This is a genomic window from Paraburkholderia sp. MM5477-R1, assembly GCF_050436385.1.
Taxonomy (GTDB): domain Bacteria; phylum Pseudomonadota; class Gammaproteobacteria; order Burkholderiales; family Burkholderiaceae; genus Paraburkholderia; species Paraburkholderia tuberum.
Genome location: NZ_JBNDMC010000005.1, coordinates 58,869 through 84,644 on the forward strand (window position 1 = coordinate 58,869; position 25,776 = coordinate 84,644).

32 protein-coding genes are annotated in these 25,776 nt (G+C 64.3%); 2 read left to right on the plus strand and 30 right to left on the minus strand.

Translation table 11 applies throughout. From position 1 onward, the window contains the following. Window positions 1–214 precede the first annotated feature (214 nt). The gene (locus OKW35_RS12610) at window positions 215–829 is read right to left on the minus strand and encodes a uracil-DNA glycosylase family protein (protein WP_184059010.1); all 615 of its coding nucleotides are present in this window, start codon (window positions 827–829) and stop codon (window positions 215–217) included. A gap of 45 nt (window positions 830–874) precedes the next feature. Next, on the minus strand, window positions 875–1,423 hold the full coding sequence (locus tag OKW35_RS12615) for a DUF488 family protein (RefSeq protein WP_429552176.1): 549 nt from the start codon (window positions 1,421–1,423) through the stop codon (window positions 875–877). 287 nt (window positions 1,424–1,710) lie between these two features. Between OKW35_RS12615 and OKW35_RS12620 the strand changes: the two genes are divergently transcribed. After that, complete coding sequence (locus OKW35_RS12620) at window positions 1,711–3,111, plus strand: MFS transporter (RefSeq protein WP_429552177.1); 1,401 nt, start codon at window positions 1,711–1,713, stop codon at window positions 3,109–3,111. Between the two features lie 33 nt (window positions 3,112–3,144). Here the strand turns inward: OKW35_RS12620 and OKW35_RS12625 are convergent, their stop codons facing one another. From OKW35_RS12625 to OKW35_RS12695, 15 genes are all read right to left on the minus strand, one after another. Further along, complete coding sequence (locus OKW35_RS12625; RefSeq protein ID WP_429552178.1) at window positions 3,145–4,110, minus strand: sulfonate ABC transporter substrate-binding protein; 966 nt, start codon at window positions 4,108–4,110, stop codon at window positions 3,145–3,147. A gap of 93 nt (window positions 4,111–4,203) precedes the next feature. After that, window positions 4,204–5,031, minus strand: coding sequence for a MetQ/NlpA family ABC transporter substrate-binding protein (locus tag OKW35_RS12630; RefSeq protein ID WP_429552179.1), 828 nt, complete (start codon window positions 5,029–5,031; stop codon window positions 4,204–4,206). A gap of 396 nt (window positions 5,032–5,427) precedes the next feature. Further along, window positions 5,428–5,868 carry a MarR family winged helix-turn-helix transcriptional regulator gene (locus tag OKW35_RS12635; protein ID WP_018422184.1) on the minus strand — a complete coding sequence of 147 codons (441 nt, stop codon included), beginning with the start codon at window positions 5,866–5,868 and terminating at the stop codon, window positions 5,428–5,430. 27 nt (window positions 5,869–5,895) lie between these two features. After that, a complete protein-coding gene (locus OKW35_RS12640; RefSeq protein WP_429552180.1) occupies window positions 5,896–7,791 on the minus strand; it encodes an FAD-binding monooxygenase in 1,896 nt (631 codons plus the stop codon). Between the two features lie 137 nt (window positions 7,792–7,928). Next, window positions 7,929–8,135 (minus strand): hypothetical protein, encoded by a 207-nt coding sequence (locus OKW35_RS12645; RefSeq protein WP_184058998.1) that lies wholly within the window; start codon window positions 8,133–8,135, stop codon window positions 7,929–7,931. Between the two features lie 121 nt (window positions 8,136–8,256). Next, window positions 8,257–8,625, minus strand: coding sequence for a hypothetical protein (locus OKW35_RS12650; protein WP_429552181.1), 369 nt, complete (start codon window positions 8,623–8,625; stop codon window positions 8,257–8,259). Window positions 8,626–8,639: 14 nt separating this feature from the next. Further along, on the minus strand, window positions 8,640–9,176 hold the full coding sequence (locus OKW35_RS12655) for a tetratricopeptide repeat protein (RefSeq protein WP_429552182.1): 537 nt from the start codon (window positions 9,174–9,176) through the stop codon (window positions 8,640–8,642). 49 nt (window positions 9,177–9,225) lie between these two features. Further along, window positions 9,226–10,005, minus strand: coding sequence for a sigma-70 family RNA polymerase sigma factor (locus OKW35_RS12660; protein WP_184058992.1), 780 nt, complete (start codon window positions 10,003–10,005; stop codon window positions 9,226–9,228). Continuing rightward, the gene (fliP, locus tag OKW35_RS12665) at window positions 10,002–10,805 is read right to left on the minus strand and encodes a flagellar type III secretion system pore protein FliP (RefSeq protein ID WP_260321075.1); all 804 of its coding nucleotides are present in this window, start codon (window positions 10,803–10,805) and stop codon (window positions 10,002–10,004) included. Before fliP ends, OKW35_RS12660 begins: the two co-directional genes overlap by 4 nt. Further along, window positions 10,802–11,173, minus strand: a complete 372-nt coding sequence (locus OKW35_RS12670; protein WP_184058990.1) for a flagellar biosynthetic protein FliO — start codon at window positions 11,171–11,173, stop codon at window positions 10,802–10,804. The genes fliP and OKW35_RS12670 overlap by 4 nt, the downstream gene beginning before the upstream one ends. Then, entirely contained in the window at window positions 11,170–11,463 is a 294-nt protein-coding gene (gene fliN, locus OKW35_RS12675; RefSeq protein ID WP_429552183.1) for a flagellar motor switch protein FliN, read from the minus strand. Before fliN ends, OKW35_RS12670 begins: the two co-directional genes overlap by 4 nt. A gap of 32 nt (window positions 11,464–11,495) precedes the next feature. Beyond that, complete coding sequence (locus OKW35_RS12680; RefSeq protein WP_429552184.1) at window positions 11,496–12,326, minus strand: FliM/FliN family flagellar motor switch protein; 831 nt, start codon at window positions 12,324–12,326, stop codon at window positions 11,496–11,498. Then, window positions 12,323–13,516: a flagellar hook protein FlgE gene (locus tag OKW35_RS12685; protein ID WP_187613027.1), complete on the minus strand. Its 1,194-nt coding sequence runs from the start codon at window positions 13,514–13,516 to the stop codon at window positions 12,323–12,325. Before OKW35_RS12685 ends, OKW35_RS12680 begins: the two co-directional genes overlap by 4 nt. Before the next feature lie 12 nt (window positions 13,517–13,528). Then, window positions 13,529–13,951, minus strand: a complete 423-nt coding sequence (locus OKW35_RS12690) for a flagellar hook assembly protein FlgD (RefSeq protein WP_429354704.1) — start codon at window positions 13,949–13,951, stop codon at window positions 13,529–13,531. Further along, window positions 13,941–14,714: a hypothetical protein gene (locus OKW35_RS12695; RefSeq protein WP_429552185.1), complete on the minus strand. Its 774-nt coding sequence runs from the start codon at window positions 14,712–14,714 to the stop codon at window positions 13,941–13,943. Before OKW35_RS12695 ends, OKW35_RS12690 begins: the two co-directional genes overlap by 11 nt. Between OKW35_RS12695 and OKW35_RS12700 the strand changes: the two genes are divergently transcribed. Further along, complete coding sequence (locus OKW35_RS12700) at window positions 14,714–15,169, plus strand: hypothetical protein (protein WP_429552186.1); 456 nt, start codon at window positions 14,714–14,716, stop codon at window positions 15,167–15,169. The two genes, OKW35_RS12695 and OKW35_RS12700, sit on opposite strands and share 1 nt — an antisense overlap. Before the next feature lie 4 nt (window positions 15,170–15,173). Here the strand turns inward: OKW35_RS12700 and OKW35_RS12705 are convergent, their stop codons facing one another. The 13 genes from OKW35_RS12705 to OKW35_RS12765 all read right to left on the minus strand — a co-directional run bounded on the left by OKW35_RS12705 (window position 15,174) and on the right by OKW35_RS12765 (window position 25,775). Further along, window positions 15,174–16,502: a FliI/YscN family ATPase gene (locus OKW35_RS12705; RefSeq protein WP_429552187.1), complete on the minus strand. Its 1,329-nt coding sequence runs from the start codon at window positions 16,500–16,502 to the stop codon at window positions 15,174–15,176. Continuing rightward, the gene (locus OKW35_RS12710) at window positions 16,495–17,208 is read right to left on the minus strand and encodes a FliH/SctL family protein (protein ID WP_429552188.1); all 714 of its coding nucleotides are present in this window, start codon (window positions 17,206–17,208) and stop codon (window positions 16,495–16,497) included. Before OKW35_RS12710 ends, OKW35_RS12705 begins: the two co-directional genes overlap by 8 nt. Continuing rightward, the gene (locus OKW35_RS12715) at window positions 17,205–17,771 is read right to left on the minus strand and encodes a hypothetical protein (RefSeq protein ID WP_429552189.1); all 567 of its coding nucleotides are present in this window, start codon (window positions 17,769–17,771) and stop codon (window positions 17,205–17,207) included. The genes OKW35_RS12710 and OKW35_RS12715 overlap by 4 nt, the downstream gene beginning before the upstream one ends. Continuing rightward, window positions 17,758–19,302: a flagellar basal-body MS-ring/collar protein FliF gene (fliF, locus tag OKW35_RS12720; RefSeq protein WP_429552190.1), complete on the minus strand. Its 1,545-nt coding sequence runs from the start codon at window positions 19,300–19,302 to the stop codon at window positions 17,758–17,760. Before fliF ends, OKW35_RS12715 begins: the two co-directional genes overlap by 14 nt. A 13-nt stretch (window positions 19,303–19,315) precedes the next feature. Then, window positions 19,316–19,651: a flagellar hook-basal body complex protein FliE gene (gene fliE, locus OKW35_RS12725; protein ID WP_429552191.1), complete on the minus strand. Its 336-nt coding sequence runs from the start codon at window positions 19,649–19,651 to the stop codon at window positions 19,316–19,318. Further along, window positions 19,651–20,124, minus strand: a complete 474-nt coding sequence (gene flgC, locus OKW35_RS12730; protein ID WP_429552192.1) for a flagellar basal body rod protein FlgC — start codon at window positions 20,122–20,124, stop codon at window positions 19,651–19,653. The genes fliE and flgC overlap by 1 nt, the downstream gene beginning before the upstream one ends. A 4-nt stretch (window positions 20,125–20,128) precedes the next feature. Then, on the minus strand, window positions 20,129–20,494 hold the full coding sequence (locus OKW35_RS12735; RefSeq protein WP_429552193.1) for a flagellar basal body rod protein FlgB: 366 nt from the start codon (window positions 20,492–20,494) through the stop codon (window positions 20,129–20,131). A 14-nt stretch (window positions 20,495–20,508) separates the two neighbouring features. Then, a complete protein-coding gene (locus OKW35_RS12740; protein ID WP_429552194.1) occupies window positions 20,509–21,651 on the minus strand; it encodes a flagellar basal body P-ring protein FlgI in 1,143 nt (380 codons plus the stop codon). Continuing rightward, the gene (locus OKW35_RS12745) at window positions 21,651–22,238 is read right to left on the minus strand and encodes a flagellar basal body L-ring protein FlgH (RefSeq protein WP_184011937.1); all 588 of its coding nucleotides are present in this window, start codon (window positions 22,236–22,238) and stop codon (window positions 21,651–21,653) included. Before OKW35_RS12745 ends, OKW35_RS12740 begins: the two co-directional genes overlap by 1 nt. A 7-nt stretch (window positions 22,239–22,245) precedes the next feature. After that, the gene (locus tag OKW35_RS12750) at window positions 22,246–23,028 is read right to left on the minus strand and encodes a hypothetical protein (protein ID WP_429552195.1); all 783 of its coding nucleotides are present in this window, start codon (window positions 23,026–23,028) and stop codon (window positions 22,246–22,248) included. Window positions 23,029–23,037: 9 nt separating this feature from the next. Then, window positions 23,038–23,946, minus strand: a complete 909-nt coding sequence (locus tag OKW35_RS12755; protein WP_429552196.1) for a transferrin-binding protein-like solute binding protein — start codon at window positions 23,944–23,946, stop codon at window positions 23,038–23,040. A 330-nt stretch (window positions 23,947–24,276) separates the two neighbouring features. Continuing rightward, entirely contained in the window at window positions 24,277–25,050 is a 774-nt protein-coding gene (locus tag OKW35_RS12760) for a flagellar hook-basal body protein (RefSeq protein WP_429552197.1), read from the minus strand. A 2-nt stretch (window positions 25,051–25,052) separates the two neighbouring features. Further along, on the minus strand, window positions 25,053–25,775 hold the full coding sequence (locus OKW35_RS12765; protein WP_429552198.1) for a flagellar hook-basal body protein: 723 nt from the start codon (window positions 25,773–25,775) through the stop codon (window positions 25,053–25,055). Window position 25,776 lies beyond the last annotated feature (1 nt).

Sequence of the window (25,776 nt, forward strand, 5' to 3'; positions counted from 1 at the left end):
GGGAGTTCGCGGGGCAGCGCGAGAGTTTGGCGTGGGACGCGCAACCCCGATTCGGAAGCGCTCGATACGAGCCGTGCGGTACCGCAAAAATGTTAGTGCAGTGCGGTAGCGACTCCTAATCCATGTATACCCGTAACCGTTCCGAAGATTGGGACGCCGGGTCAGGATGCGTGTTTACCATGAGCGGCTGATCGCGCGGATGGGTGCGCGGCGCTCAAAGCTCGCCGCCCGCCAACACCGTCGCCACGTGTTCGCGCAACGTCGGCAGCACCGCGCCCTCGAACCAGGCATTGCGCTTGAACCACGCGATATTGCGCGGCGACGGATGCGGCAGCGGCATCACATGCGGTCCAAACTCGGCCCACCTGACGAGCGTTTCTGTCGAGGTCGGGCCAAATGCGTCGCCGAGGCCAAAGCGCTGCGCGTATTGTCCGATCAGCAGCGTCAATTTCACCGAACGCATTTGCGCGAGCAATTCGCGGTGCCAACGGCCGGCGCACTCGGGCCGAGGCGGCAGGTCGCCGCTCGCGCCGCGGCCCGGAAAACAGAAGCCGATGGGCACGATGGCGAATCTGGAAGCGTCGTAGAAGGTCGTGTCGTCGACGCCGAGCCATGTCCGCAGACGCGCGCCGCTCGCGTCGCTCCACGGCACCCCCGACGCATGCACGCGCGCGCCTGGCGCTTGCCCGATGATCAGAATGCGCGCCCGCGTGGACGCGGCGAGCACGGGGCGGGGCGCGTGCGGCAGCATGGGTGCGCACAGCGTGCAGGCGCGGATGTCGCGAAGCAGCGTGTCGAGTTTCGACGGACGTTTGGTGCTAACAGCCATAAAGCGGTGCGAGGTGACTGGTGCGCAGTCGTGTCGTGAGTCGGCTCAGTTCTGCGCCTGAGCCGGATAGATCAGCGTGCCGTCGGCCTGGGGCTCGGCGCCCGGCGTCATCGTGGCGGCGTTCGTGTGATGTGCGTCCATGATGTGCAGCACGGTTTCATCGTGCATCAGCAGATAGTCCGTAATGATACGCCGGTGGCAGCGCCACCAGACCGCTTCCGAGCACATGATCGCGCAGCGCTGCCCATGACCGAGCGTCAGAAGTTGCGCCAGTCCCTCGCGGAACGCGTCGCTCATTGCATAGTCGGCATAGTTGCGAAAGGCCGGATGCGTCCAGTACGCATTTGGCGACGGCGCGTCATCCTTGCGCCTGCTGCGGCGTCCGCCGAGCGCGGCGAGATGCATGTAGTCGATATGTTCCGGTGCGAGCGAGGCGGGCAGCGTGTCGCGATTGAACTGCGGGTTGGTCCGCGAGCGCGGGATGCTGCGCACGTCGACGAGCAAGGCGATCTGCTCGCCTTTCAGTAAGTCGACGAATTCCTGCAACGGACGCGTCGAGTGGCCGATCGTGAAAAAAGGGCGTTTCGTTTCCATGCGTGCTTCGCCGGCGCCGATAGCGGCGACGATCCCTACAGATTTACAACGTGTGGCGCAGTAACGTCAACTGTGTCCCGATTCAGGTGTTGCACGTGTCATGCCTGACGAGCGCGCGTATGCACGCGCTCGCGAATCGCAAGACCCCGGGGAGACAAGCCGGGTAGCCATCATTCCGGTATCGAGTGCAACCTTGCTCCCGCGAGTCGGAGTTGCAACAATGCACCCGCGACGGCGCCCGCGCCGCACGCAGTCGCCCGCGCATTTTCTTTCGACCCGCTTGCACCATGACCGACGGCCTGCCCAATCCCCAACGTGCGTTTGCGTACATCGCGATCGCCATCGCGATGACGATGTCGGTGCTCGACACCTCGATCGTCAACGTCGCGCTGCCCACCATCAGCAACGACCTCGCGGTATCGCCCGCAAACGCGATCTGGGTCGTCAACGCGTATCAGCTGGCGATCACGGTGTCCTTGCTGCCGCTCGCGGTGCTCGGGGACAGCCTCGGCTACAAACGGGTCTACTGCTACGGACTCGCGCTTTTCACGCTGGCGTCGTTCGCCTGCGCGAATGCGCACACGCTGCTGGTGCTTGCGGTCGCTCGCGTGTTTCAGGGCTTCGGCGCGGCCGGCATCATGAGCGTGAATATCGCGCTGGTGCGCTTCGTTTTCCCGAAGGCACGGCTTGGCGTGGGCGTCGGTTATTCGTCGCTGGTGGTGGCCGTTTCGTCGGCGGCGGGGCCGAGTATCGCGTCGGTGATTCTGTCGGTCGCGCACTGGCAGTGGCTGTTCCTCGTCAACGTGCCGCTCGGCGTGCTGGCGCTGTCGATCGGCGCGCGCACGTTGCCCGCGACGCCGACCTCGGGGGCTCGCCTGAGCGGCCTGAGCGTCCTGCTCAACGCGCTCACATTCGGCCTGCTGATCTCCGGTCTCGCGGCATTCAACCAGGCGGGCGCGACGCAGCGCGGCGCCGTGATGGTCGCGATCGCACTGGTGGCCGGCGTGCTGTTCGTGCGACGCGAAAGCCGGCTCGCGACCCCGATGCTGCCCATCGACCTGCTGCGCATGCCGGTGTTTTCACTGTCGATGGCGACGTCGATCTGCTCGTTCGCGGCGCAGACAATGGCGTACATCATGCTGCCGTTCTACTTCGAGCAGACGCTGAAGCTGTCGGAAACACAGACAGGCATTCTGATGACGCCGTGGCCGCTCGTGACCGCGTTGATCGCACCGGTCGCGGGCCGGCTGTCCGATCGGTGGGCGCCGGGACGCATCAGCAGCGTCGGGCTCGTCGTGTTCGGGTGCGGACTCGCGATGCTCTGCCAGCTCGGCGAGACGGCGACGCGTTTCGACATCGTGTGGCGGCTCGCGGTCTGCGGCCTCGGCTTCGGTATCTTTCAGTCGCCGAACAACCGCGTGATCATCGGCAGTGCGCCGCGGCATCGCAGCGGCGGCGCGTCCGGCCTGCAATCGATGGGTCGTCTGCTCGGCCAGTCGAGCGGCGCGGTGGCGGTGTCCATCGTGTTCGGACTCGTGCATGGCCAGCACCTCACGTTGATTGCCGGCATTGCCGCGGCGCTCGCGTTGATCGCGGCCAGCGTGAGTTCGGTGCGGCGTATGACGGAGCACAGCGACGCCCCGCCGGAACAGCAGGCTACGCCAACGCGGTCGGTCTCCGAGCGTTGACGCGGGTGCGGCGTCGTTCTGCCGCCCATACGCCTACGCGAGATTCGAAGGCGCCGCCTTCAGCACGTCGACGTGCTTCGGAATCAGGCCGAGATCGAGGAACGTATCGGCGATCTGTTGCTGCTCGCCGAGAATCGCGCGGGTAATCGGCTGCGTGCCGAACTGCTGACGCTGCACCGCCACGTCCACGACCTGCTTCGGCAGACCCCATAGCCGCGCGAGTTCGCTGGCGAGCTGATCCTTGTTCTGCTTGCCCCACTGATCGACCTTGTCGAGTTCTTCGATCAGGATCCGGACTACGTCGGGATTGTTCGCCGCATAACTCTGCGACGAGAAGTAGAACGCCCGATTGCCGACTACGCCGCTTGCATCGGCAATCACGCGAGCGCCGAGCGATTGCTCCGCCGCGGCGAAGAAAGGATCCCAGATGACCCACGCGTCGATCGACGCCCGCTCGAACGCGGCGCGTGCATCGGCGGGCGCGAGGAACACGAGCTTTACGTCGCCGTATTGCAGGCCATGCTGCCGCAGTAGTTTGACGAGAAAGTAGTGGACGTTGCTGCCTTTGTTGAGCGCGATCCGTTTGCCCTTCAGGTCCGCGACCGAGCGGAGCGTCGATTGCGGCGGCACCAGCACCGCTTCCGACCGCGGCCGCTTGACGGTCGCCGCCACATAGGCCAACGGTGCGCCGGCGGCCTGTGCGAAGATCGGCGGTGCTTCGCCGACGTCGCCGAAATCGATCGAGCCGACGTTCAGTGCTTCCAGTTGCACGGGGCCCGCCGCGAACTCGGTCCATGTAACCGATACGTTCAGCGGCGCGAGCCGTTTTTCGAGGGTGCCGCGGCCCTTCAGCAGATTCAGGTAACCCTTCTGATTGCCGACGCGCAGCGTGCGCGCGTTGGCTTGCGCGAACGAAAGCGGTGCTGCCGCGGCCGCTGCGGCGCCGAGCGAAAGTTTCAGGAAGGTGCGGCGGTCGTGGAGCGTTCTGTTAATGGACATGACGGACGATACGATCAGGAGGGCAATGAAGAAGGCAGGATGCGCGGCGGCCGAGGCGCCGCGGCGTGAGTCGTGCGTTGTTCGTGCGTCAGGTTAGTGCTGGGGCGCGCCATCCCATGCCGGCAGCGTGGCGCCGTGATAAACGGTCAGGATCGCCGCGGCGACGTTGGTCTGCTGGTAGCTGTCGACGATCGCCTTCACCCACACAGCGTTCGCGTCTTTCGCGTTGACCGCGATGAAGTTGCGGTACGGGTTGCCCGGCACTTTCTCCTGCGCGATGCGTTCCTGCGGAATCTTGATGCCCGCTTTGATCGCCCAGTCGGTATTGATGACGGCAGCGTCGAGGTCGCCAATCGCGCGGCCGACGATGCCGGCGTCGAGTTCCTTGATCTGGACGTGCTTCGGATTCTCCGCGATGTCGCGCGCGGTCGGCAGCAGGCCGACGTCGGGGCGCAGCTTGATCAGTCCATTCGCCTGCAGCAGAAGCAGCGCGCGGCCTTCATTGCTCGGATCGTTCGGCACGCCGATCGCCGCGTCCTGCGGCAGCGCCGCGACCGATTTCACCTTGCGCGAGTAGAGACCGATCGGCTGCAGGTAGGTATAGCCGACCGGCACGATCCGATAGTGGCGCGCCGCGATCTGCGCGTCGAGATACGGCTTGTGCTGGAACGAATTCGCATCGAGGTCGTGTTCCGCGAGCGCTTCGTTCGGCTGCGTATAGTCGGAGAAGGTCGTGATCTTGACGGTGACGCCCTGCCTGGCGGCATTGGCCGCGACCGCACGCCACACGTCTTCGTCCTCGCCGGACATGATGCCGACTCGCACCGTTTGTCCCGCCGCGAGCGCCGGTTGCGCGCTGACGATGCCGCATGTAACGAGAACCGAGAGGAGTGCGGCCTTGAGCGCTTTTGTCGTAGCCATGTTTTGAAAAGAGATCGAAGTGTAGGTCCGGAGATCGTAGAGAGGCGCTCGGTAGTGCACAAATAATATCGAGCGCTATCGTTATCGCGCTTGAGCGTAAGCGGCGGTACGACGTGCATGGCGCTGCTGGAATAAGCCAAGCGCGATCGCCGCGCTGGCATGAAGCGAGCCGCAGCGGGGTTGGCGGATGCCGGATCGTGCGAATGTCCGCTGGCGCGGTTTTCGTTTCAGGTTGCGTGCCGGAACAGATGTGCGGGCTCGCGTGCGTCGTCCGTCATTTGTTCTGGATAGGCACCCGGTTCTAACCAGGTGGCGGCGGGGAGGGGGCTATGGGAGCCGAAATGGAGGCGCTGTCTGGCAGACCGCGACGGCAGGCGGTCTTCAGGAGCAAGCGCATCAAGCCCGCGGCGGCAACAGTGCCGAAAGCAGCCGGCGCAACTGCGCCAATTCGCTTGCCGTCAGTCTTTCAGTGAGAATGCGCTCGACCTGCTCGACGCGCGGACGCAAGGCCGAGAGTTGCTTCTTACCGGCAGTGGTGAGAAACAGCACATAACTGCGCTTGTCGACAGGATCGTCGGCGCGCTCGATCTGGCCATTGCGCACCATGCGTGCAACGAGATCGGCAATCGTCGAACGATCCACGTCGAGTTTGTCTCCGAGTTGCCGCTGACTGACGCCAGGCGTCTCGTGCAAGACCTCGAGCGCCGCGTACTGCACGCTCGTGATCTCCGCGGAAACCTCGCTCAGCCAGACCGCTGCATGGCGCTGTTGGGCACGGCGCACCAGGCTGCCAGTAAATTTGGGGAGCGCGCCGGCGTCTTCGGGTTTGATCGGCAATTTCGGAGGTTTGGGTTTCGTTGTGGTTTAACGCACGCGAAAGATGGGCCGAAAGAAGGCGTTCAACTCCGCATACGCATTCAATGGGAGAACATGGGCCACGTATTGATCGGGACGTACCACGACGAGTGCACCTTGTTCGCGAGCGATGCCGCGCTCGTCGAAGATATCAGTCGTCGCGTCGCTCGTAAATGCCTTTTCGTAGTCGATGAGGCCGTGGCGACCCTTGCGCGGCAGCAGGAGGGCGGGGACGTCTTCGAGGCGGACTTCGCGATGCGGCTGTTGCAGCACCGCGCGCAGATCGAGGACGCTGTCCACGTCGGCGTCCTTCGGCGTGAAGAGCCTCAAAACGGAATCGGGCGACTTGTCGAGATGCTCGCACAGCGCATCCAGCGCACGATGCGACGCGTCCGCGAAAGCGTACAGGCGCCAGCGGCCGTCCGCTTGCGCGGCATGCCCTAGATGGAACGGTTTTGCATCAGCGAGGCGAACGACAGGCGACGAGTGAAAGCGCGTACCGATCGCAAAGCCTTTGGCGAGCGCCTGATGCGTCGCTTCACCGGTCAGGGTGGCCGGCCGGTAACGCGTTGCGACGCCAGCCGTGTAGCGGCCAGCGCGAACGAAGTACGCCTGAAGCTCCGCGGGATCGACGCCGCCTGCCTCGGGCCGGTTGGGATCCTTCGGCGGCGCGGCCATCATCGCCGACCATTCCTTGTCGAAATCGATCAGCTCCTGCGCAATAGGTTGGCGCTCGTCCGAATACGTGCGCAACAGAGCGGCGTCGCTGCGGCCCTCCAGCACCGCGCCGAGCTTCCAGCCGAGATTGAAGCCGTCCTGCATCGACACGTTCATGCCCTGACCCGCTTTGGCGCTATGCGTGTGGCAGGCGTCGCCCGCGATGAACACGCGAGGCTCGCGCGAAGTGCCGTCGGAGGCGATGGCATCGTCGAAGCGGTCGGTGAGGCGCTGCCCGACCTCATAGACCGAGAACCACGCCACTTCTTTTACGTCGAGCGTATAGGGATGGAGGATGCGCTGCGCCGTCTCGATGATGCGATCGACCGTGATCTGCTTGATGCTGTCGCGGTTCTCCGGGGTGACATCGCCGAGGTCGACGTAGAAGCGGACCAGATATCCGCCTTCACGCGGAATGATCAGCAGGTTGCCCCTGCTCGCGGACTGAATCGCCGCTTTCAGCCGGATGTCCGGAAAGTCGCTGACCGCCAGCGCATCCATCACGCCCCACGCATGGTTGGCCGCGTCACCACGCAGCGTTTGTCCGATGGCGGTGCGTACGCGGCTGCGAGCGCCGTCGCAACCGACGACATAGCGCGCACGCACGGACACGGTCTCGTCGAGCCGCGCAGGATCGGTATGGCGCAGCGTGACCAGCACCGGGTATTCGTGCGTATCGTCGCGCTGAACGTCGACCACTTCGAGGCCGTAGTCCGGTTCGATCCGTCGCGCGGAGCGGCGCATCACGTCGAGCAGATATTCCTGGATGCGGGCCTGATTGACGATGACGTGCGGAAATTCCGAAAGGCCTGTTTCGGTATCCTGAACTCGGCCGGTACGACTGATCGCGCCGCGGTCATTTGCATCGGGTCGCCAGAATACTGTTTCATTGACCCAATAGGCTTCTTGCAGCAGGCGGTCACTGAGGCCGAACGCATTGAACATCTCGACGGTACGGCACGCCACGCCATCGGCCTGACCCATCTGCAACGGTCCGTCGCGACGCTCGACGACGCGCGTGCTGATCGACGGGAATTGCGACAGCTGCGCCGCCAGTACGAGTCCGGCAGGGCCGCTGCCGACGATCAGCACGTCGACCGTCTCGGGCATCTGCGCCGCATGCGCATTGCCGATGACTGGCTCGATCGTCGGATCGCCGACCCGGAAACCGTTGAGGTGAAATTGCATGACGTCCTCCTCCGTTCAGTAGATATTTGCTGAACGCGAATATACTCCGTACACCAACCATTTTGAAGTGCTTCGTGGGAGGATGGATGTTTACCCTGGTTCGGTAGAGCGCTCGTGGACTTTCGGGAACGGCTGTTTCAATGACCGTGCCAATGGCCCCCATGGCCACCCCAGTAGCCGCCAATGCCGATGCCGAGGCTCACGGAGGGCGCGACGTAATACCCGGGGGCATAGCCATAGGCGGGCGCTGGCTCATAACCGTAGCCAGAGCTGGGCGGCGGCGGGGCGACGACGCAGCCCGCCAGGCCAACTGCCACGATGATTGCAAAGAGTAGTCTGGTCATGATCGTTTTCCTCCAATGATTGAGGAGACGCAAGATTCAGTCCAGCCGTCTTCTGCCACCATGTCGACAGTGTCGTCCTCGGCAATGGCACCCAGAAACTCAGCGTCAGCGATGCACGTCGTTAATCACGGATGACCTCGCGCAGCACATGACGCGTGTCGAGCTGTTCGGACAGGCACTCGCTGACCCATTCGCTCATCTGCTGGAAAGAGGGATCGTTGGCCATTTCTTCGCCGAACTCGCGCAGCAACAGCAGGTCGACCACGGCACGAAAGAACTGCCGCTCGTCGTCGACACCTGCCGCGCGTAACGTGTCGATCCGCGCTCGAATCGCATCAGGCAGACTTTCGGCAGTCGGCGGCGGTCCGCCAGGCTGCATGGAAGATGCCCCCTTGCGGCCGGAGGCCGTCCGTTCGCCCCGCTGCTCCTTTTCGGCGAGTTGTTGCCGTAGCACCTGCATTGCCTGATTGAGCGTCGAAATGGGGTTCATGGCGCGGCCGCGAATCAGTGACGGGTCTGATTGTTCTGATAGCCCGACAGCAGCAGATGGTCGTGTTGCGCCGTGGAGCCTTCTTTCGCCTGATCCGCAGGCTCGGCCCCGGCGGTCAATGTCGCGATCAGCGCGCCGACATAGGCGTTGATCAACGGATACTGCTGATTGAGCTCCATGCCGAGATTGAGCTTGTCGAGCGCGTCATCGAACTGATCGTCGGCAAACGTCAGCAGCCCATCTTTGAGCACGCGCAGTGCGTCGTACTCAGCCAGGCGATCGAGTGGCAACCAGCTTTGCGACGCCTGCGCGACGAGCCCGTTTTGCAGTTCGAGAAGCCCCAGCATGAAGCGGGCGACGTGAAGATCCGGCACGAGCGTCAACGCCTGAACGAAATCAGTACGCGCTTCGCCGTGTCGACCCTGGTTGGCGTACACCGAGCCGCGCAGGAACCACAGGCGTGCATCGAGCGGCCAGCCAGCGAGCGTCTCGTTCAGCACATCGAGCGCATGTTCATCGGTGCCCTGCATCGCGGAGAGGACGGACGACATGACGCCATCGTTGCAGTGCGTAGGAGAATCGTGTTCATGAGTCATAGTTCTAGCCAGTGATATGCAGATGCTGGGTATTGCCGAGCAGGTTGCGCAGATCGAGCAGCGCACCGCGATGCAACTGTGAGATGCGGCCCTTGGTTACGCCGAAAATGTCGGCGATTTGCTCGAATCCCAGTCCATGAAAATAATGGTAGCGGATAATCTTCTGCTCGCGCGTGGATAATCGTGCGACGGCCGAATGCAGTTGCTCCGTTGTCTGCCTCCAGGCGATGATTTGATAAGCGGTTGCATACGGCGCGGCCTGTGCGGCGGATTCCTCGACGATGCCGGTATCGTCGAGCATGAAGCCGATCGCAAGGCCCGCGGCGAGCGTCGCGAGAGCCTGGAACGTATCGGACTGCTTGCTCGCGCGAGCGGGCGCTTCTAGTGATGCAACACGCTCGCGCCGTATCCGTTTGCGCAGCGCGATTTGTTCCTGCGCATCGCTCAGGCGCTGTACGCCGGTCAAAACGTTGCCTCTGAGGCGTGGGGTGCAGAAGGTGCGAAACGACACGCCGCGCCCGGATTCGAAGCGGTCGATTGCTTCGAGCAGACCGACGCAGGCAAGTTGCAGAAAGTCCTTGAACTCGACGTCGTCGCGGTGCCGGCCTGCGTATAGTTGCGCCGCGAGCGCCTGTGCGTAGGGCAGAAAGTGCGCGAATACGGCTTCGCGCGCTTGCGGACCGCTTTCGTCGCGTAGCGCTGCCCATAGGCTCTCCTCCAATGCGGACGCCGCGGCGCCACCGTGGGTCTCGTCGGCATTCGCATACTCCGCCGGCAAGTTCATTTGAAGCTACCCAGCACGCCGCGCAACACGAGGCTCCAGCCGTCCACCAGCACGAACATCAGCACTTTGAGCGGCAATGAGATCGTTGCGGGCGGCACCATCAGCATACCGAGCGACAGCAGCACGCTCGACACGACGAGGTCGATCAGCAGGAACGGCAGCAGGATCACGAAGCCGATCTGAAACGCAACGCGTAATTCGTTGAGGATGAACGCGGGCGTCAACTGCACCAGGCTGACGTCGGCCGGCGTTTGCGGCAGCGCCTGTTGCGACATCTCGTACATCAGCCTTAGCTCATCCTCGCGCACCTGGCGCAGCATGAAATCGCGAATCGGCGCGGTACTGCTGTCGAGAGCGTGAGCGAGGTCGATCTGGCCGTGCATGAATGGCTGCAGCGCGTCGTGATTGATCACCTGCAGCGTCGGCAGCATGGCGAATGCCGTCAGGAACAGCGCGAGGCTGATCAGCACGGGTGTCGGCGGCGTTTCCGGCATGCCAAACGCGTGCCGGATCATCGACAGTACGATCGCGATGCGGATGAATGCCGTCATCGACACGATCAGTGCAGGGGCGACGCTGAGTAGCGTGAGCAGCGTCGCAATGCGTACCGCTTCAGATACGCCCTTACTGTCCGCGATGACTCCGGATGCGGAACCGGAGAGCGACAGCATGCCTGCGTCACCGCTGTGCGCGATTGGCGCGATGGGCGCAGCGTCGACGAATCCGGCATACAGGCACAAGACTCCTGGCAGCAGCGCGATCAGCCAGCGCCACGCGTGAAACCGACTTCGTTGCATCATGCTTTGCGCGCTCCGTCAGGTCGATCGCGCGCGTCCAGCAGCTTGACACCGGTTGCATCCGAGGCGAGCAGGACGACGCGGCTATCGTATTCGATCAGATGAAGCGTCGTGCGCGGGCCCAGACGCAGCGATGCGGCTGCGGTGATCCGCGGCGCGAGGCTCGACGACGAACCGCACGCGCCGACCCGATGGCTTCGCCGCAAAAGCAGAATCGCAACGATACCAAGCGCGATGCAACACACGAGTGTGATGCCGACGCGCATGACGTCGACCCCCGCGAGTGCGAGGCCGGTTGCCGATAACGCATGTTGGCCTGCGGTCGCGTCGCTTGCGCCTTGCAGCCATGAGGCCGGGGTTGAAACGGTCATGGGTGCGTCGAGATTTCAGTGATTCGAATGCCGAACTGCTCACCAAGCGCGACGATCTCGGCGCGCGCAACGCGCTTGTCATTGAGCAACACGTCGACGGCATCGCCGAGATGACGATCGAGTTCGACAACAGCGCCGGATTGCAGCGCCAGCAGTTCCTTGATCGACATCTCGGCTGAGCCGAGGCGGATGTCGACGGTGACATTCACTTCTTCGAGCAGCGCCAGCTGCGGGCGTGTCGTGTTGCGGTCGTCGAAGACGGGTTCTTGTTCGGGAAGATCGACACGCATGACGAGCGGTCGGGTGGGTGGGGTACTCAGAGTCATGGGGTATCGGGCCCAGCTATCGAAGTCAGTTGAATGGATAATTTGCCGCCGTGTTGTCCAGGCGTGCCGGCGGCGATGGGGGTGAGTCGTCCGCAATCGGACTGCGCCAACAGCAACGGGATCGGCTCGGAAATCGTCTGGTCGAGTCGGATGACGTCGCCAACGGCGAGCGTGGCCAGTTGCGGCACGCTCAGTTCGCACTGCCCGAGCATCGCCCAGAGCGATACGCGGCTCGATTCGACGGCCGTGCTGCGACGCGTGGTGGCCGGTGAGTTCGCTCCATGAACCGTCGGCTTGCTGACGGGCAAACACGACCACAGCGCCGGCGCGCCGCAGACGAGCGTCAAGACGGTCTCGCCGCTCGTGTTCCGTATTCGGAAGCAGGCGCCGCCAAAACGAAGACGCGGTGTATCGGTGTTTCCTGTCGTACGGACGCGGGCAGCGGACTGTTGCCCAGGAGATAACGCCGCACCGATCGCATCGAGCAGTTCGTCGACAAGCTGCTTGCCGACGTCCGCGAGCAGGGGCGCGCGAGCGTCGTCGGTCAGGGCGAACGTCTTCGGCAGATCGAGCGTCTCGTTGACCAGCATGACGATCTGCCGAGGCTCGGTGAATAGCCAGACGTTGTCGCCGATTGACCACGACTCGCATTGGCCCGAAGGCGGCGCGCTGTCGAACGGATCGAGCAAGTCCACGGCTTCGACAGTGAGCTCGGGCGCGGCCAGCCACGCCTGCCGCCACGGATCGATTGTGCGCGCAAACCACGCCGCGCCGGCTGCGAGATCGCGCGCGCCGAGCGGCCGCCAGCGGATTGGCACGACGCTCATCCCTGACCTCGCATCTGGAACAGCTGCATGATCATTTCATTGGCGGTACTGATAACCTGCGACGACGCCTGGAAGCCGCGCTGAATCAGGATCAGTTGACCAAACTCCGTCGATAGATCGACGTTCGACGCCTCGGTCGCGCCCGCGAGCAGTTGCCCAACGCCCGCGCCATTGCTGGTGCGATATTGCGGCGGCGACGCGTGCGACGCATCGAATAGACCATTCCCCTGTTGCACCAGTTGCTGCGGATTCGCAAAGCTCGCGAGCGCGATCGTGCCGAGCTCATCGGTTTGTCCGTTCGAGTATTGCAGCACCAGTCGCCCATCGACGTCGACGTTCATCGACGACAACGTACCGGTCCCATAGCCGTCCTTGTCCGACACACGCAGGCTCGAGAAGCTGCCGGCGGAGAAGCCGGTGACGCCGGTCGAGAAATCGAGTGTGACGGTGAGCGGCGGCGCGTCGGCGGAAGTCAGCGTGAAGTCGATCCGGTCGCGTCCGGGCTCGGGAATACCACCGTTGAACTGCAGCGTGCCCTGCTGGACCGGTATGTTGTTTTCGTCGGAGACGGTCACCTGCCAGCGCCCGGGAACGATGCTCGAATCGGGCGCGAACGCGATTGTCAGCGTGTGCTTGCCGCCGTTCGCGTCAAAGACGTCAACGTCCGGAATCGAGAAGCTGGTCGAACCCGTCGACAGATTGTCGGAAAACCTGATCACCGTCGTCGCCTGCGGTGGGCTGATCTGTTTGCCGGCGAGCGAAATCGGACCGAGGCTGCCCGATGCGCTCAAGGCCGCGAGTTTCAATCCCGTCGCCTTGTCCTCGATAAAGCCGTCGTTGCCGACCGCGAACTGACCGGTGCGGGCGTAACGTGCGGTGTCACCGTCGAGCAGCGTCAGAAAGCCCTTGCCCTGAATTGCAAGATCGAGCTGGCCGTTACTCACGCGCAGATCACCCTGCGCGAAATTCAACGACGAGTAACCGTACTCGACGCCGCTGCCGAATTGCATCGTGTTCATCGCGCCTGGTTCGCCCCGCGCAAACTGCTGGCCGTAATACAGATCGGCGAACCCCGGCGTCGAGGTCTTGAAGCCCGCGGTGTTCAGGTTCGCGACGTTATTGCTAATGGTTTGCAGGCCCTTCGCGTACGCCGTCAACCCGCTCATGCCGATGTAAATGCTTTCCAGCATGGAAACTCTCCTTTAAGAACCACTCGTCTGGCGCACTGCGACGATCTGCGAAATATTGGCGTTCGTCAGAAATTCGCCGCTCTCGGTTTCGATCGTCAATTGCGGCTGAGAATCCTTGAACGACACGCTCTTCACGATGCCGCTCAGCAGCGCCGTGTCGGTCTGCACGTCGACGTTGCGGCCGAGCAGGCCGAGCGTCTGCGTGGCTGACTGAACCGACAGCAGGTCGTCGATCTTGTCCGTGATCTGGCGTGTCTGTTCGAGCGACGTGAACTGCGCGAGCTGCGACACGAACTCGAAGTTGTCGACCGGCTTTAGCGGGTCCTGATAGGTGAGCTGCGTCAGGATGATCTGCAGCAGCGATTGCATGTCGAGACCGATCGAATCGATGCGGTTGCCGACGTCGCTGCTCGAGCTGATCGGATTAGTGGCCATGAGCGATGCCTTGCGATGTAGTCGGAAAGTGTTCGACGCCGTTGACGACGACTCGCACGGCGCGCGGTACGGCGCGGCGCAGCTCGTCGAGGGCGCGCTGGGCGCGGGCGTCGGGTTCGTCCGCGTTCGTGATCGCATGGTTGATGCGTAATGCGATCGACACGCCGGCTTCGCCAGTCATCACGGTCAGACGATAGGGCGTTGGCGCGCTCCCGGCGCTGGCGCCGCTCTCGGTATTAGCGGCCTTAGCGGCTCGTGAGGCGATCGATGCGGCGGACGAAGTGATACGAGCGGCCCTGTGCGGTACGGCCTGTTCGCGCGACAGTGCGTCGTGAACCGTGCTGCCCGATGCTGAGAAAGCCGAACTGGCGACCGTGATCGGCGACCCGGTGAGGTGCCCGGCGTGAGCGCCATCGTGGTCAGGGAGCGCAGGCTCGATGTCGCGTGCATGCGATTCGACATCGATGCGAGCGGATCTCGCCGATGCACAGCCGCGCGGCTCGCTCGGATGGTCAACGGACCTATCGCGAGCACAGGAGCGGGCGTCGAATGCCGGCGCGTGGTCGTAACGTTCCGCTGGCGTGCGTCGCTGTCGTGCGGGCGCGGGATCTTCGTTCATCGCGCCGGCCTTCGCGCCCGACCACATGACTTTCTCCATCACCCGCAATACCTGATCGAACGCCGCATGCCTGGCATCGGGCTTGGGCGAACTTGCTGTGGACATCGGCGCAGTGCGCCACGTTGGAAATACGGTGAGCTTCATTGGCGCCCCTCCCGCGACAGATACATGTCCTCGATCCGGCCCGCACGCTGCTCGTCGCGCTGAAGTTCGAATTGCCGCTCGAACCTGGCGGCCACGCCGCAAGCGTGCTCGGTTTGCTGTTCGTGGCGCGCCAGCACGGCGCGCTGTCGTTCGACACTGCTTGCGGCATCGCGTGTGTCCTGTCGCGCGTGCAGATGGGCGGCGCGAGCCGAGGCGAGCGCGCCTGCCCAATTGGCCGCGAGCGCAGGCGACAAGCCGTCCGGCGCATGCAACGCGTCGCGCCATTGCGCGACATGGGCGTCGAGGCTCGCACAAAGCGATTGTTCGTGTGCGTGGCTGCGCCGATGGAGTTGAATGACTCGCACGGTATCCAGGCGCGCGCGTTCCAGTTGCAGTCGACGCAAGTCGGCGATCTTTCGTGCCGTTTCAAACTGGTGGCGTTTTTTCATGAATGACTCGTCATGCAACTTTCCGAAGCAAAGCAGCGAGCGCGTTGATGGTCGTCGCGCGCGGCGTCGTCGCATCGGGGGCCTGACGCAGAAAATCGATTAGCGCGGCGCGCTGTTGCAGCGCGCGATCGAGCGCCGGGTTGCTGCCTGGCGCGTAAAGCCCCGATTCGACGAGCGTGCGCGACGCCTCGTACGCTGCAAGCTGCGCGACGGCTTCGGCGGCGAGCCGCCGTTCGTTGGGCTCAGCGACGTACTGCATCACGCGGCTAATGCTTCTCGGCACCTGAATCGCCGGGTAGTGACCCTGTTCGGCGAGTTCGCGCGTCAACACGATATGGCCGTCCAGCAGCGCGCGCATCGTCTCGGCCATCGGATCGTCGATGTCGTCGGTCTCGGTGAGCACGGTCATCAGCGCGGTGATCGCGCCACTGTTCCTGACTGCGCCGCACCGCTCGACGATTTTCGGCAGCGCGGCGAACACGCCCGGTGTGTACGCGCGAACGGTCGGCGGCTCGCCGGCGGCGAGGCCGATCTCGCGCAGCGCGAGCGCATAGCGCGTGACCGAATCGAGAAGCAGCAGCACGTGCGCGCCCTGCGCACGAAAATACTCGGCGAGCGACAGCGCCACCTGCACGCTGCGGGCGCGCATCACGGCAGGCTGGTCGGAGGTTGCGACCACCATCGTGGAGCGGGCGCGCGCGCTGTCGGACAGCGCACGCTGCCAGAACTCCTCCGCTTCGCGGCCCCGCTCGCCGACGAGGCACAGCACGCAGACGTCGGCTTCGACGTGGCGCGCGAGGCTCGCGAGCAGGGTCGTTTTGCCGACGCCGCTGCCCGCAAAAATGCCCACGCGCTGGCCGACGCCAAGCGTTAGCAGGCCGTCGAGCGCGCGAATGCCGGTCTCCAGCGGCTCGACCGGCGACAGGCGATCGAGCGGCGGCGTGCAGACGCCGGCGAGCGGCCATGAGGCGTCGTTCGCGGGAAGCGGTGCACCGCCGTCGAGCGGCCGGCCCAGGGGATCGACGACGCGTCCGAGCCAGCGTGGCCCAACGGGGATCGTTGCTCCCACTCGCATCGCGCACACCGGGTCGCCGACGCAGATCCCTGCCGTCGACGTGTACGGCGCCAGCGTGACGCGGCCCACCTCGACCTTGACGACTTCCGCCTCGCATTGCTGCGGACCCGGCGCGCCGAGTGAGCAGCGCGAGCCGAGCGGCACGCCGGGTCCGTCCGCTTCGACGAACGTCGGCATTACGCGCGTGATCGCGCCGACCCGGGTCGCCGGATCGACCTGACGCATTGCGGCAAGATAGCGGTGGAGCGAGGGACGGTCAGTCATCGGCGCGAAGTTCGTCGAGCGTGCGATTGAAATGCGAGAGCTGCCGCGGCAGGCTCACGTCGAGGCGGCCGAGTGTCAGATCGATCAGGCACGCGCCGGCAGCCAATTGCGGATCGGCGTCGACCGTCAGTGCGGTATCGCGCGTGAGCGTGGCGAATGCGTCGCGCAGCGCATCGGCGTCAGCAAAGTCCTGCGCGGACACGCGCACGCCGATCGCCGACCCCGCCGCGATCTGCGCGAGATGATGGCGCGCGGTTTGCACGACGAGCGCCGCACACGCAGTGGTGTCGCCGAGGGTTTTCCGCAGCGCGGCTTGTGCGACATCGAGCGCGAGGCTTTCGACTTCTTGCAGGCGGTCGCGCAACGCAGCGAGCGCCGCGTCGATACCGGCGACGAGTGCTTCGATCCGCTGCACGTGATCGAGCTTGACGCGCGCTACCCCCTTTTCGATGCCTTCTTCGATGCCTCGCTGATAGGCGGCGCGTTCCCGTTCCTCGAAGTCGCGGATTTGCTCGGCATGCGTTTGCGCAAGTTCCGCCAGTTCGCGTCTGAGTTCGTCGATCTGTGCGTCGGTTTGGAAAGCGTGCTGAACTTGCACCGGCACGTGTTCGGACGGCTCGGCGGCTACGGCAACCAGCGTGGCTCGACCGAGCGTCTTGCGTCCGCTGCCCAGCGTGACCTGCGCGGCTTTCAGCAGCAGACTCATGCGGACCGCCCCATCCAGCGGCGAAGCTTCTGGTGGAGCCGCAATGGTTCGACCTGCGGCGGCTTGCCGTCATCATCAGAGATATCGCCGAGTTGCGCGCTGGCTGTGAGCGCCGCGGCCTGCAACGCCGTACGCGCGCGCTCCGTGATGTCATATGCACGACCATGTGACGCGAGCATTGCGCGGCGCTCGGGCGGCAACGCAATGATCATGGCCTCGCGGGTCGGTGCGTTCACGCAAGACATCAACCGGCAAAGCAGTTCATGCGGCAAGGTCTCGGCGAAACGCGCAAGCCGTGATGCGGAGAGTCGCGCGTCTTCAGGCGAATGGCCGTCGCCGGCAATCGCAACGCGGTCATCTGTCGCCGGGGCCGTCATCGCCGCCACCAGATTTCCGGGTGCGACGCGCGCCGCGTCAGCGAGCAGCGGTCGCAAGCGCGCGCGCTCGTCGTGCGAGAGCGCGCTCCAGATCGCCTCGATATCGTCGATCGCAAGCCCGCTCAGATCGGCAACCGCGCGCCTCAGACGGCGTTCGTGCGATGCGTCGCGCTCAGGCGTGGCCATGCGGCTCTCCTTCTTCGGCGAGCAGCGCACGCAAGCGCAGCACGTAGGCTTCGCGCTGATGCAGACTCAAAGCACGTGACGACGAGCGACGGGAAGCACGACGCCGGCGCATCGCGAGCAACGCACCAATGATGCCGACGAGCAACAGGGCAGAGCAAACGCAGGCGGCCGGATGACTGGCCATCCATTGCGCGAGGTGTTGGACCACAGCCTCCACGCGCCGTGCGTCGGCGTCGGGTGCAGCGGAATTTGCGACGGCCAATGCGACGGGTTCGGATGCGTCGCGAATCGTGGCGCCGGCCTCCAGATCCGCGCTCGCATCGGGCTCGACTGGTGCCGCAATGCCGGCGTTCGCGGGCGTCGTTTGCGCAACCACACTCGTCGCTACGTCGCCGGAGTGACGCACATAGATAGACAGCACATCACCGCGCGCCGCGTCGAAACCGATCGACGCGCCCAGCATCGCGTTTATGCGTGCCATATCGTCTTGCGGCAAGGCATGGTCGAGCACGATGCCGACTGATAGCCGGCGGATCGAACCGGGCTCCGACACGATCTGCTCGAGACTGCGATCGGTCTTTGTCCCCTCCACGGAGGGCATTGCGGGCAGCGGTGGCGTGCCAGCGGGCGGCAACGCATTTGCGTTTTTCGTTGACGGTAGCGGCGGCGTGGCGCTGGCCGCGCCGTCGGCGTTGACGATGGGGCGGGTGACGCCCGACTCGCGCGTCGTGCGCGTCTGCGCGAAGTCAAGCGCCGCGTCGACGCTGACGCTCACATGACCGTCGCCGACCAGCGGCGCGATCTGCGTAAGGATCTTACGTTCGTAGCGTTGCTCGATCGCCTGCTTCAACGTGAAATGCGGGTCGTCGGTCAGCGCGTTTTCGCCGGCTTTCGTGCCCGCGACGCCGCCGCGTTGATCGAGCACAGTGACGTCGTTGGCGGACAGTTCGGGCACCGCTGCGGCCACGAGCCGCTGGATGCCGCGCACCGTTTCGGGAGCGAGCGCCTGGCCGTCGCGCATGAACAGCGCGACCGAGGCCTTGGGCCGCGCCGCATCGCGCCGGAACAGCGACGACTCGGGCAGCGTCAGATGCACGCGCGCGAGGTCGATCTCGTCGAGCGTCATGATCGTGCGCGCGAGTTCGCCTTGCAACGCGCGCTGATAGTTGACCTTCTGCGCGAACTCGGTGAGGCCGAGATCTGAGTTATTGAACAGCTCGAAGCCGACCGCGCCGTGCAGGCGCAGATCGCTGCTCATCAGCTTCAGACGCAGTGCGCGCGTATCGCCGGCGGGCACCAGAATCGCGGAGGTCTCGTCGTCGATCCGGTAGGGTACCTTCTGTTTGTCGAGTTCGGCCACGAGTGCGGACGCGTCCTGCGGCTTCAGATCGCGGAACAGGACCTGATAGCCGGGCCGTGACAGGAAGAACGCGGCTGCCATCGCGCCGCACAGCAGCAGTGATAGCGCGCCGACCATCAAGAATTGCCGCTCGCGCGGCGCATCGGCAAAAAACGACTTGAAGCGGGACATGCTGGCTTCCATTTCAGAGTTGCATCCGCATCAGTTCCTGGTAGCCCTCGACGAGGCGCGAGCGGATCTGCAACGCGAATTGCAGCGATATGCGGGCCTGTTCGAGCGCCATCATCACTTGATGCGGCGGCAGGTCCGCGCCGAGCGCGAAGTCGGCAATCGCTGCATTGGCGGTGCTGACCTGCGTGTCGACCGATTGCAGGCCATCGACGAGTAGAGCGCCGAAGCCGGGTTGAGTGGTCGCGCCGAGGCCTTGCTCCACTTGCGACGCGAGCGACGGCGCCAGGCCGGTTTGCCGCGTCGGCGCGAGAAAGCCCGGTTCGAGCGCGGAGATGACGGCGATGCTCATCAGTGGCTCCCCATTTCGAGGGCACGCATATACATCGAGCGTGCCGCGTTGAACATCACCGTGTTGGCTTCGTACACGCGCAACGTCTGCACCATGAGCGCCATCTCGCCGGCATGATCGAGACCGGCGTAGGACACGAAGCCTTTCGCGTCCGCGTGCGGATGCGACGGGTCGTAGACGAGGCGCGGCGGCGCGTCGACCGTCTCGATGCCATACGCCTGCACGCCCCCGAGCCCATGCGTGGTGGGAAGTCCCGCGGCGCTGTGCGCGCCGGGCGTGCCGCCGTTGCCGAGCAGACTGGCGAAGTCCCCTGCGGCCAGGCGCGGCCCCGACACGAGCCGCAGCGGCTGATAAGACGCGCCGCTTGCCGTGCGCGTCGTGCCCGCATTGGCCAGGTTCTGCGCAATGACTTCCATGCGTTGGCGCTCGACGTCGAGTCCGGAGCGCGCAATCGCGAAGATGGAATCGTTCATCGGTTCAGCCTCCGCCTATCGCGAGTTTCTCGATCTGCATCGTGCGATCGAGCATGCCGGCCAGCATCGCGTAGCGTGGCGAGGTTTCAGATGCCGTAGCAATTTCGTCGTCGATTCGCACGGTATTCGAGGCGAGCGGCAGCGGCGCGTCGATGCGGGGCGCGACACCCGCGACACGCGCGAGCACGCTGGCCGGCGTGTCGCCGGGGTGCAACGCGGCGGCGTCGCGCAAGGCATCCTCGAACGACACCCGCAGCGGCGTAAAATTCGCCGAGCCGGCGTTGGCCACGTTCTGCGCGGTGGCCGTTTGCCGTGCGAACAGCCCGTCGAGGGCCTTGCCGGCGATGGCGGCGACGAGGTTGATCGTCATAGCGGTTCCTCCTGTTATTGAACGATGATGTCGGCGTGCAACGCGCCCGCCGCCTTGATGGCTTCGAGAATCGCGATCACGTCGCGGGTGCTGACACGACTGCGCGAGAGCGCTTGCACGAGTTCGCCGACCGAGCCGTAGGGGAACGTTGCGGCGACGGTCTGGCCGGGTTCGTCGACGGAAAGATCGCTGTTGCCGATCACGAGGCTGCGCACGCCGCGGCCCGCAATGCCGATCTGCTCGGGTTGCGACGCCGAGTATTCGGTCGTGACCGTCACGCGAATGTCGCCGTGCGAAATCGTGATTGGCGAGATGTGCGTGTCGCCGCCGGCGACCACGGTGCCCGTGCGTTCGTTGATGACGACACGTGAGCCCTGATCGGGCACGACGCCGAGCGTCTCCACGCGCGCTACGAAACTGTTGAGCGCGCTGCCTCCACCGGGCGCGCGAATCTGGACGGTTTCCGCGTCGAGCGCGCGCGCGCTGCTGGCGCCGAACGCCTGGTTGATACGCTGTGCGATGCGCTCTGCCGTGGTCGCATCCGTGTTGCGCAGGACGAAGTTCAGATAGCCGTCCCGCGTGACGAGCTCGGCGCGCACCGGTACTTCGACGATCGCACCTTGCGGCACGGTACCGACCGTCGGATGATTTTTCTGGCGCAGATTGCCGTTGGCGTCGAAGCGGTAACCGCCGACCGTTATCGGTCCTTGCGCGAGTGCGTACGTCTTGCGGTCGGGGCCGCGTAGCGGCGTCATGATCAGCGTGCCGCCCGACAGGCTGCGTGCATCGCCCATCGACGTGACGTTGATGTCGATCCGGTCGCCGATGTTGGCGGTCGGTGGCAGCGAGGCCGTAATCATGACCATGGCGACGTTGCGGCTCTGGATCTGGTCCTGGGTCAGATTCAGATCGAACTGCGACATCATGTTCATCATGGCCTGGCGCGTGGCCTGATTGCGCGGCGTGTCGCCCGAGCCCGCGAGACCCGACACGATGCCGTAGCCGACGAGCATGTTGTCGCGCCAGCCGAGAAAGCGTCCGAGGTCTTTGAGGCGCACTTCATTTGCCGCGTGCGCTGGACCGCTGCCCGCGGCCATCGCGCATACGAGCAGCAGTACGGCCTGGATGACCCGCATCGTGCGAGAAGAGAGCCGCATTACCATAAGCCCAACCATGCGAGAAAGCGGGGAATGAGGCCGGGTCTCGACCGATCGGTGATGAAGCCTTCGCCGACGTAGTCGATCTTCGCGTCCGCGAGGCGGTTCGACTGCACTGTGTTGTTCGCGGCGATGTCGACCGGACGCACGCGGCCTTGCAGATGGATGCGCGTCTTTTCGCCGTTGACGTCGATGGCCTGTTCGCCGGCGACGATCAGGTCACCATTCGGCTCAGTCACCTCCACACGCGCGCTGATCTGCGCGAGCAAACGGCCCGTGCGCTGGATCTGTCCGCGTCCGCCGTAGTTATCGCCGAGGCCGATCTGCGCAGCATTGCTGCCGGCCCACATCGTCGAGACGTTGCCCTGCACAGCCACGTTCGTTTTGGTCGACGTGTCCGCAGTATTGCTCGCGGTCGAGTTCTCATAGACGAGGATCGTGACGATGTCGCCCGGGCGCGAGGCGCGGCGGTCCGAGGTCAGCGACTGGTAGGCGTCGCTGTGGAAGAGGTCGGCGGCGTGGGTGGGCGTGAGCGCGCACCAGGCGATGCCTATCGTTGCCAGCGTTGAACGGATCTTGGGTTGCATGACTGAGTTACTTCGACAGCGAGGTGGTAGCAGGAATGGCCACGATGTCGTGATCGCCTGTCGCGATCATGGTTACGCGGCCACTCGCGCTGTCCGTTAATGCGATGCCGGTTCGCCAGACGGTGACGGCACCCGTTCGTACGACGGCCACAATGCGTTCGCCGCGAATGACCTGGGCGAGACGTTGTGAGGGGATGCCGGTTATCACGTCGCCGGGCACGAGGTTTTGAGTCGCACGCGCGACGCGCGCTTTGTCGTCGTAGTGAACGCCGCGCATGACTAGCTTCTGCGGGCACGCGATACCGCGCACGCTATCGAACGTGATTGCATCTCCTTTCGAGAGATCACGAAGTAGTTCGACGCAGCGTGCCGCCGGCACAGACCGGACTTCGCGCGCTGGATCAGGCGTAGCGCGAACAGGTCGGCTGATGATGACGGCCGGTTGTCCGTCCTGCGTCGCAAGCCACGGCGTGAGAGCCGGAATCTGCCGTCGGGCCGCTTCGGTCAGACGCCGCGGCTCGATGGCAACACTCGCATCCGCTTCGCGTAACCTTGCGACGACGAGATCGGCCGCCTGCTTTTGCAAGGCGACAGGCAAAGCGCTCACCTCCGCGACATCGCCGAATCGCACTATGCTGCTGTCGAAGTCGGCGACGTTTCGGAATGTCAGCGTTGTACTGGACGCGTGAACCGCCGCGCTCGCCGCCATGCAGGCAAGCGCGATGGCTAACGGGTCGAGCCGGCGAAAACGGATAGGCGACATGAGATCGGGCACGCCTGGATCGAACACGGGGCGGCCTTATCTGATCGTGAGTGCGAAGCCGGCGACGACCTCACTGAACGGAAAGGTCGACCAGTTGGTGTAGTTCAGTACTCCACCAATTTCCTCGCCTTTGGGGCCGTAGAACCGGCCGCTGATCCGTCCGGTTGATGGATAGCCGTCGTTCGATTTGAGATCGCACGAGAACGCGTTGTTGACCACATCGATGTCGGCGTCGCAGGTGAACAGAGGCGGTGACATTTCGGCTTCCGCCACGCTCCAGTCATTTGCCACTGAGATCTTGGTCACCTTCGGCACCTGAAAAGAGATCTTCCTCGCGTCCATATCGGCCACGCCCTGAATAACAGCCCCGGCGAGCGGATAGCTCGGCGAGCCTACCCAGTCGGTCTGATAGCGCAACTTGCCGACCAACGCTCCGGCATACGTGCGCGAGTGAATCTGGCCAAAGTCTTCCGGGCGAGTCTGGCTGCCAAATGCGAATCCGCCCGAGGTGACCCAATAGTCGGTGACGTAGATAGCGGTTCGGCTCGCCTCCCAGGCGCCGGCCGCGACATAACCGCTACCGTTCTGTCCGCGTACGAGCGCGAACCTCAACGGATTGCCGGATGAGATGTCGTAGTTGATGCCGAGGATCCGCTTCTGACTATTTATCAGGGAAACCACGAGTTCGTCGAATGACGGCGCGGTCGGTGCACCGTCGACGCTGGCCGTGGCCGACATGCTTGCGCCGATCTGCGAAAGATAGCCGCCGGTGACCGACGATTTGGAAACGAGCCGCAGTTTGATATCCCCGGAAACCGGGTTCGTAATCGAATCGATCACAGCAACAGGGTCTGGCGGGAAGGTATAGCTGAGCTTCGAACCAGCGTTCATCGCGACGCTTTGCACGCCTTCGATGGACCCGAGAGGGAGGTCGGCGATCTTCACGTAGCCCGGCGTCGGCGGCCCGACTTCGGCGTCGGGCGGGGGCGTCGCGCCTGCGTTGTCGGGCGGTGAGGTTGGCTCGCCGGGTAGCGTCTCCGCAGACGTTTTCGGGGCGGACGTGTCGACGCTGCCCGAATCGCGATCGGGATTCGACGCCGCGTTTTGTTCGCTGGCGTTGGACGAACTCGCATTGTCCGAGTTACCTCCGCCCCCGCAGCCGATGAGAGTGAGCGTGCAACACGCTGCGAGCAGCGCTTTTTTGAACGTAAATTGCATGGTGTGTTTTTGGGTTCGTCTCACTGTTGAACGTCGGTCGATGCATTCCAGCGCTGATTACCGCTTCAACCCATTCGCAATCGCCATCAACTCATCGCCGGCCTGCACGAGTCGCGCATTCGACGCATACGCACGCTGATACAGCATCAGACTGACGAACTCATCCGACAGCGACACGTTCGAGGCTTCGCTGAATCCTTGCGCCAACGTCCCAGCGTTGTCTTCGCCGGGACGCACGCGGCTGACAGTGATCCCGTCGTCCTGAATGCGATAGATTCCGTCGCCGGCCGATTGCAGCGCGCGCACGTCAGTCGGCATCACGAGTTCGATTTCGCCGAGATCAATCGGGTCGGTCTGGTTCGGCAGAACCGCCTGCACCTGGCCGGTCGCCGAAATGGTGATGCTGGAGGCGTCGCGCGGAACGGAAATCATCGTTTTGAGCGGCAGGCCGTTCGACGCAGTCAGATAACCGTCGGCCCCGACGTGCAGCGTGCCGCCGCGCCACAACGTGGCCGGTCCCGAGTCCGACGCCAGTTCGATGAAGCCGTCGCCCCGAATCGCGAGATCGAGCGCGCTGCCGGTCGGGCGCAACTCGCCCGCCGTGAAAACGTGCAGCGACGGGTCGGCCGCCACGCCCGCGGCGATGGTGACGGTTTCGTTGGCCGGGGCGCGGCTGAGTGGGGCGACCGCCGACGTCAGTAACTCGCTGAAGGACACCGTGCCGCGCTTGAACGCCGGTGTGTTCATGTTCGCGATGTTGTTCGCGGTGACGTCGACGGCTGTTTGCTGCGCGTTCAAGCCCATCGCGCCGATATAAAAAACGTTGTTCACGCTTACATGTCTCCCAAACGCTGCAAAACGGCGCCGACCATGTCGTCGTACGCATGCACGAGCTTCTGGCCGGACTCGACGCGGCGCATTGCCTCCATCATCTGCATCATGTCGTTGCCGACCGCGACGTTCGACGATTCGATAAAGCCCTGCGCGATGTGCGGCTGTTCGGCGTCGACGGCCTGCGCGTCCGTGGCATGGAACAGGCCGTCCGCGCGGCGCTCGAGTTGGGTCGGATCCGTAAAAGTTGCGACGCGTATCACGGCCGAAGGCGTGCCGTCGTCAATCAGCGTGCCGTCGCTGGCGATCTGCCAGTTGCCCGAACGCAGGACCACGTCGCCGCCACCCGCGGCTTGCAACGCCCAATTCTGGGCCGTGACGAGACGTCCGTCGGCCTCGCGCTGGAATGCGCCGAGCCGAGTGTAGGCCGGACCGCTCGCTGTCATGACCTCGAAGAAGCCGGAGCCGCTGATCGACAGATCGAGCGGATTGCCGGTGTGGACCAGCTTGCCGGCGGAGAAGTCGGTGGCGATGCCGGTTGGCGGCGGCGCGAGCATGGCAGACACAGGGACCGTCCCGGTGCGTCCGGCTGCGAGCACGTCGTCGAACGCGATCTGCCGCTTGTAGCCGGGCGTGGCCACATTCGCGAGGTTTTGCCCAGCGGTTTCGATCCGGCGCGTTTCGTGCGAGATCAGGCTGGCCGCGACAGTCATCATGTTATCCATC

Bases quoted from the DNA above. Each gene is read 5' to 3' on its own strand.
- OKW35_RS12610 (WP_184059010.1), bottom strand. From the start codon at position 829: ATGGCTGTTAGCACCAAACGTCCGTCGAAACTCGACACGCTGCTTCGC.
- OKW35_RS12615 (WP_429552176.1), bottom strand. From the start codon at position 1,423: ATGGAAACGAAACGCCCTTTTTTCACGATCGGCCACTCGACGCGTCCG.
- OKW35_RS12620 (WP_429552177.1), top strand. From the start codon at position 1,711: ATGACCGACGGCCTGCCCAATCCCCAACGTGCGTTTGCGTACATCGCG.
- OKW35_RS12625 (WP_429552178.1), bottom strand. From the start codon at position 4,110: ATGTCCATTAACAGAACGCTCCACGACCGCCGCACCTTCCTGAAACTT.
- OKW35_RS12630 (WP_429552179.1), bottom strand. From the start codon at position 5,031: ATGGCTACGACAAAAGCGCTCAAGGCCGCACTCCTCTCGGTTCTCGTT.
- OKW35_RS12640 (WP_429552180.1), bottom strand. From the start codon at position 7,791: ATGCAATTTCACCTCAACGGTTTCCGGGTCGGCGATCCGACGATCGAG.
- OKW35_RS12645 (WP_184058998.1), bottom strand. From the start codon at position 8,135: ATGACCAGACTACTCTTTGCAATCATCGTGGCAGTTGGCCTGGCGGGC.
- OKW35_RS12650 (WP_429552181.1), bottom strand. From the start codon at position 8,625: ATGAACCCCATTTCGACGCTCAATCAGGCAATGCAGGTGCTACGGCAA.
- OKW35_RS12655 (WP_429552182.1), bottom strand. From the start codon at position 9,176: ATGTCGTCCGTCCTCTCCGCGATGCAGGGCACCGATGAACATGCGCTC.
- OKW35_RS12660 (WP_184058992.1), bottom strand. From the start codon at position 10,005: ATGAACTTGCCGGCGGAGTATGCGAATGCCGACGAGACCCACGGTGGC.
- fliP (WP_260321075.1), bottom strand. From the start codon at position 10,805: ATGATGCAACGAAGTCGGTTTCACGCGTGGCGCTGGCTGATCGCGCTG.
- OKW35_RS12670 (WP_184058990.1), bottom strand. From the start codon at position 11,173: ATGACCGTTTCAACCCCGGCCTCATGGCTGCAAGGCGCAAGCGACGCG.
- fliN (WP_429552183.1), bottom strand. From the start codon at position 11,463: ATGCGTGTCGATCTTCCCGAACAAGAACCCGTCTTCGACGACCGCAAC.
- OKW35_RS12680 (WP_429552184.1), bottom strand. From the start codon at position 12,326: ATGAGCGTCGTGCCAATCCGCTGGCGGCCGCTCGGCGCGCGCGATCTC.
- OKW35_RS12685 (WP_187613027.1), bottom strand. From the start codon at position 13,516: ATGCTGGAAAGCATTTACATCGGCATGAGCGGGTTGACGGCGTACGCG.
- OKW35_RS12690 (WP_429354704.1), bottom strand. From the start codon at position 13,951: ATGGCCACTAATCCGATCAGCTCGAGCAGCGACGTCGGCAACCGCATC.
- OKW35_RS12695 (WP_429552185.1), bottom strand. From the start codon at position 14,714: ATGAAGCTCACCGTATTTCCAACGTGGCGCACTGCGCCGATGTCCACA.
- OKW35_RS12705 (WP_429552187.1), bottom strand. From the start codon at position 16,502: ATGACTGACCGTCCCTCGCTCCACCGCTATCTTGCCGCAATGCGTCAG.
- OKW35_RS12710 (WP_429552188.1), bottom strand. From the start codon at position 17,208: ATGAGTCTGCTGCTGAAAGCCGCGCAGGTCACGCTGGGCAGCGGACGC.
- OKW35_RS12715 (WP_429552189.1), bottom strand. From the start codon at position 17,771: ATGGCCACGCCTGAGCGCGACGCATCGCACGAACGCCGTCTGAGGCGC.
- fliF (WP_429552190.1), bottom strand. From the start codon at position 19,302: ATGTCCCGCTTCAAGTCGTTTTTTGCCGATGCGCCGCGCGAGCGGCAA.
- fliE (WP_429552191.1), bottom strand. From the start codon at position 19,651: ATGAGCATCGCCGTCATCTCCGCGCTCGAACCGGGCTTTCTCGCGCCG.
- flgC (WP_429552192.1), bottom strand. From the start codon at position 20,124: ATGAACGATTCCATCTTCGCGATTGCGCGCTCCGGACTCGACGTCGAG.
- OKW35_RS12735 (WP_429552193.1), bottom strand. From the start codon at position 20,494: ATGACGATCAACCTCGTCGCCGCCATCGCCGGCAAGGCCCTCGACGGG.
- OKW35_RS12740 (WP_429552194.1), bottom strand. From the start codon at position 21,651: ATGCGGCTCTCTTCTCGCACGATGCGGGTCATCCAGGCCGTACTGCTG.
- OKW35_RS12745 (WP_184011937.1), bottom strand. From the start codon at position 22,238: ATGCAACCCAAGATCCGTTCAACGCTGGCAACGATAGGCATCGCCTGG.
- OKW35_RS12765 (WP_429552198.1), bottom strand. From the start codon at position 25,775: ATGGATAACATGATGACTGTCGCGGCCAGCCTGATCTCGCACGAAACG.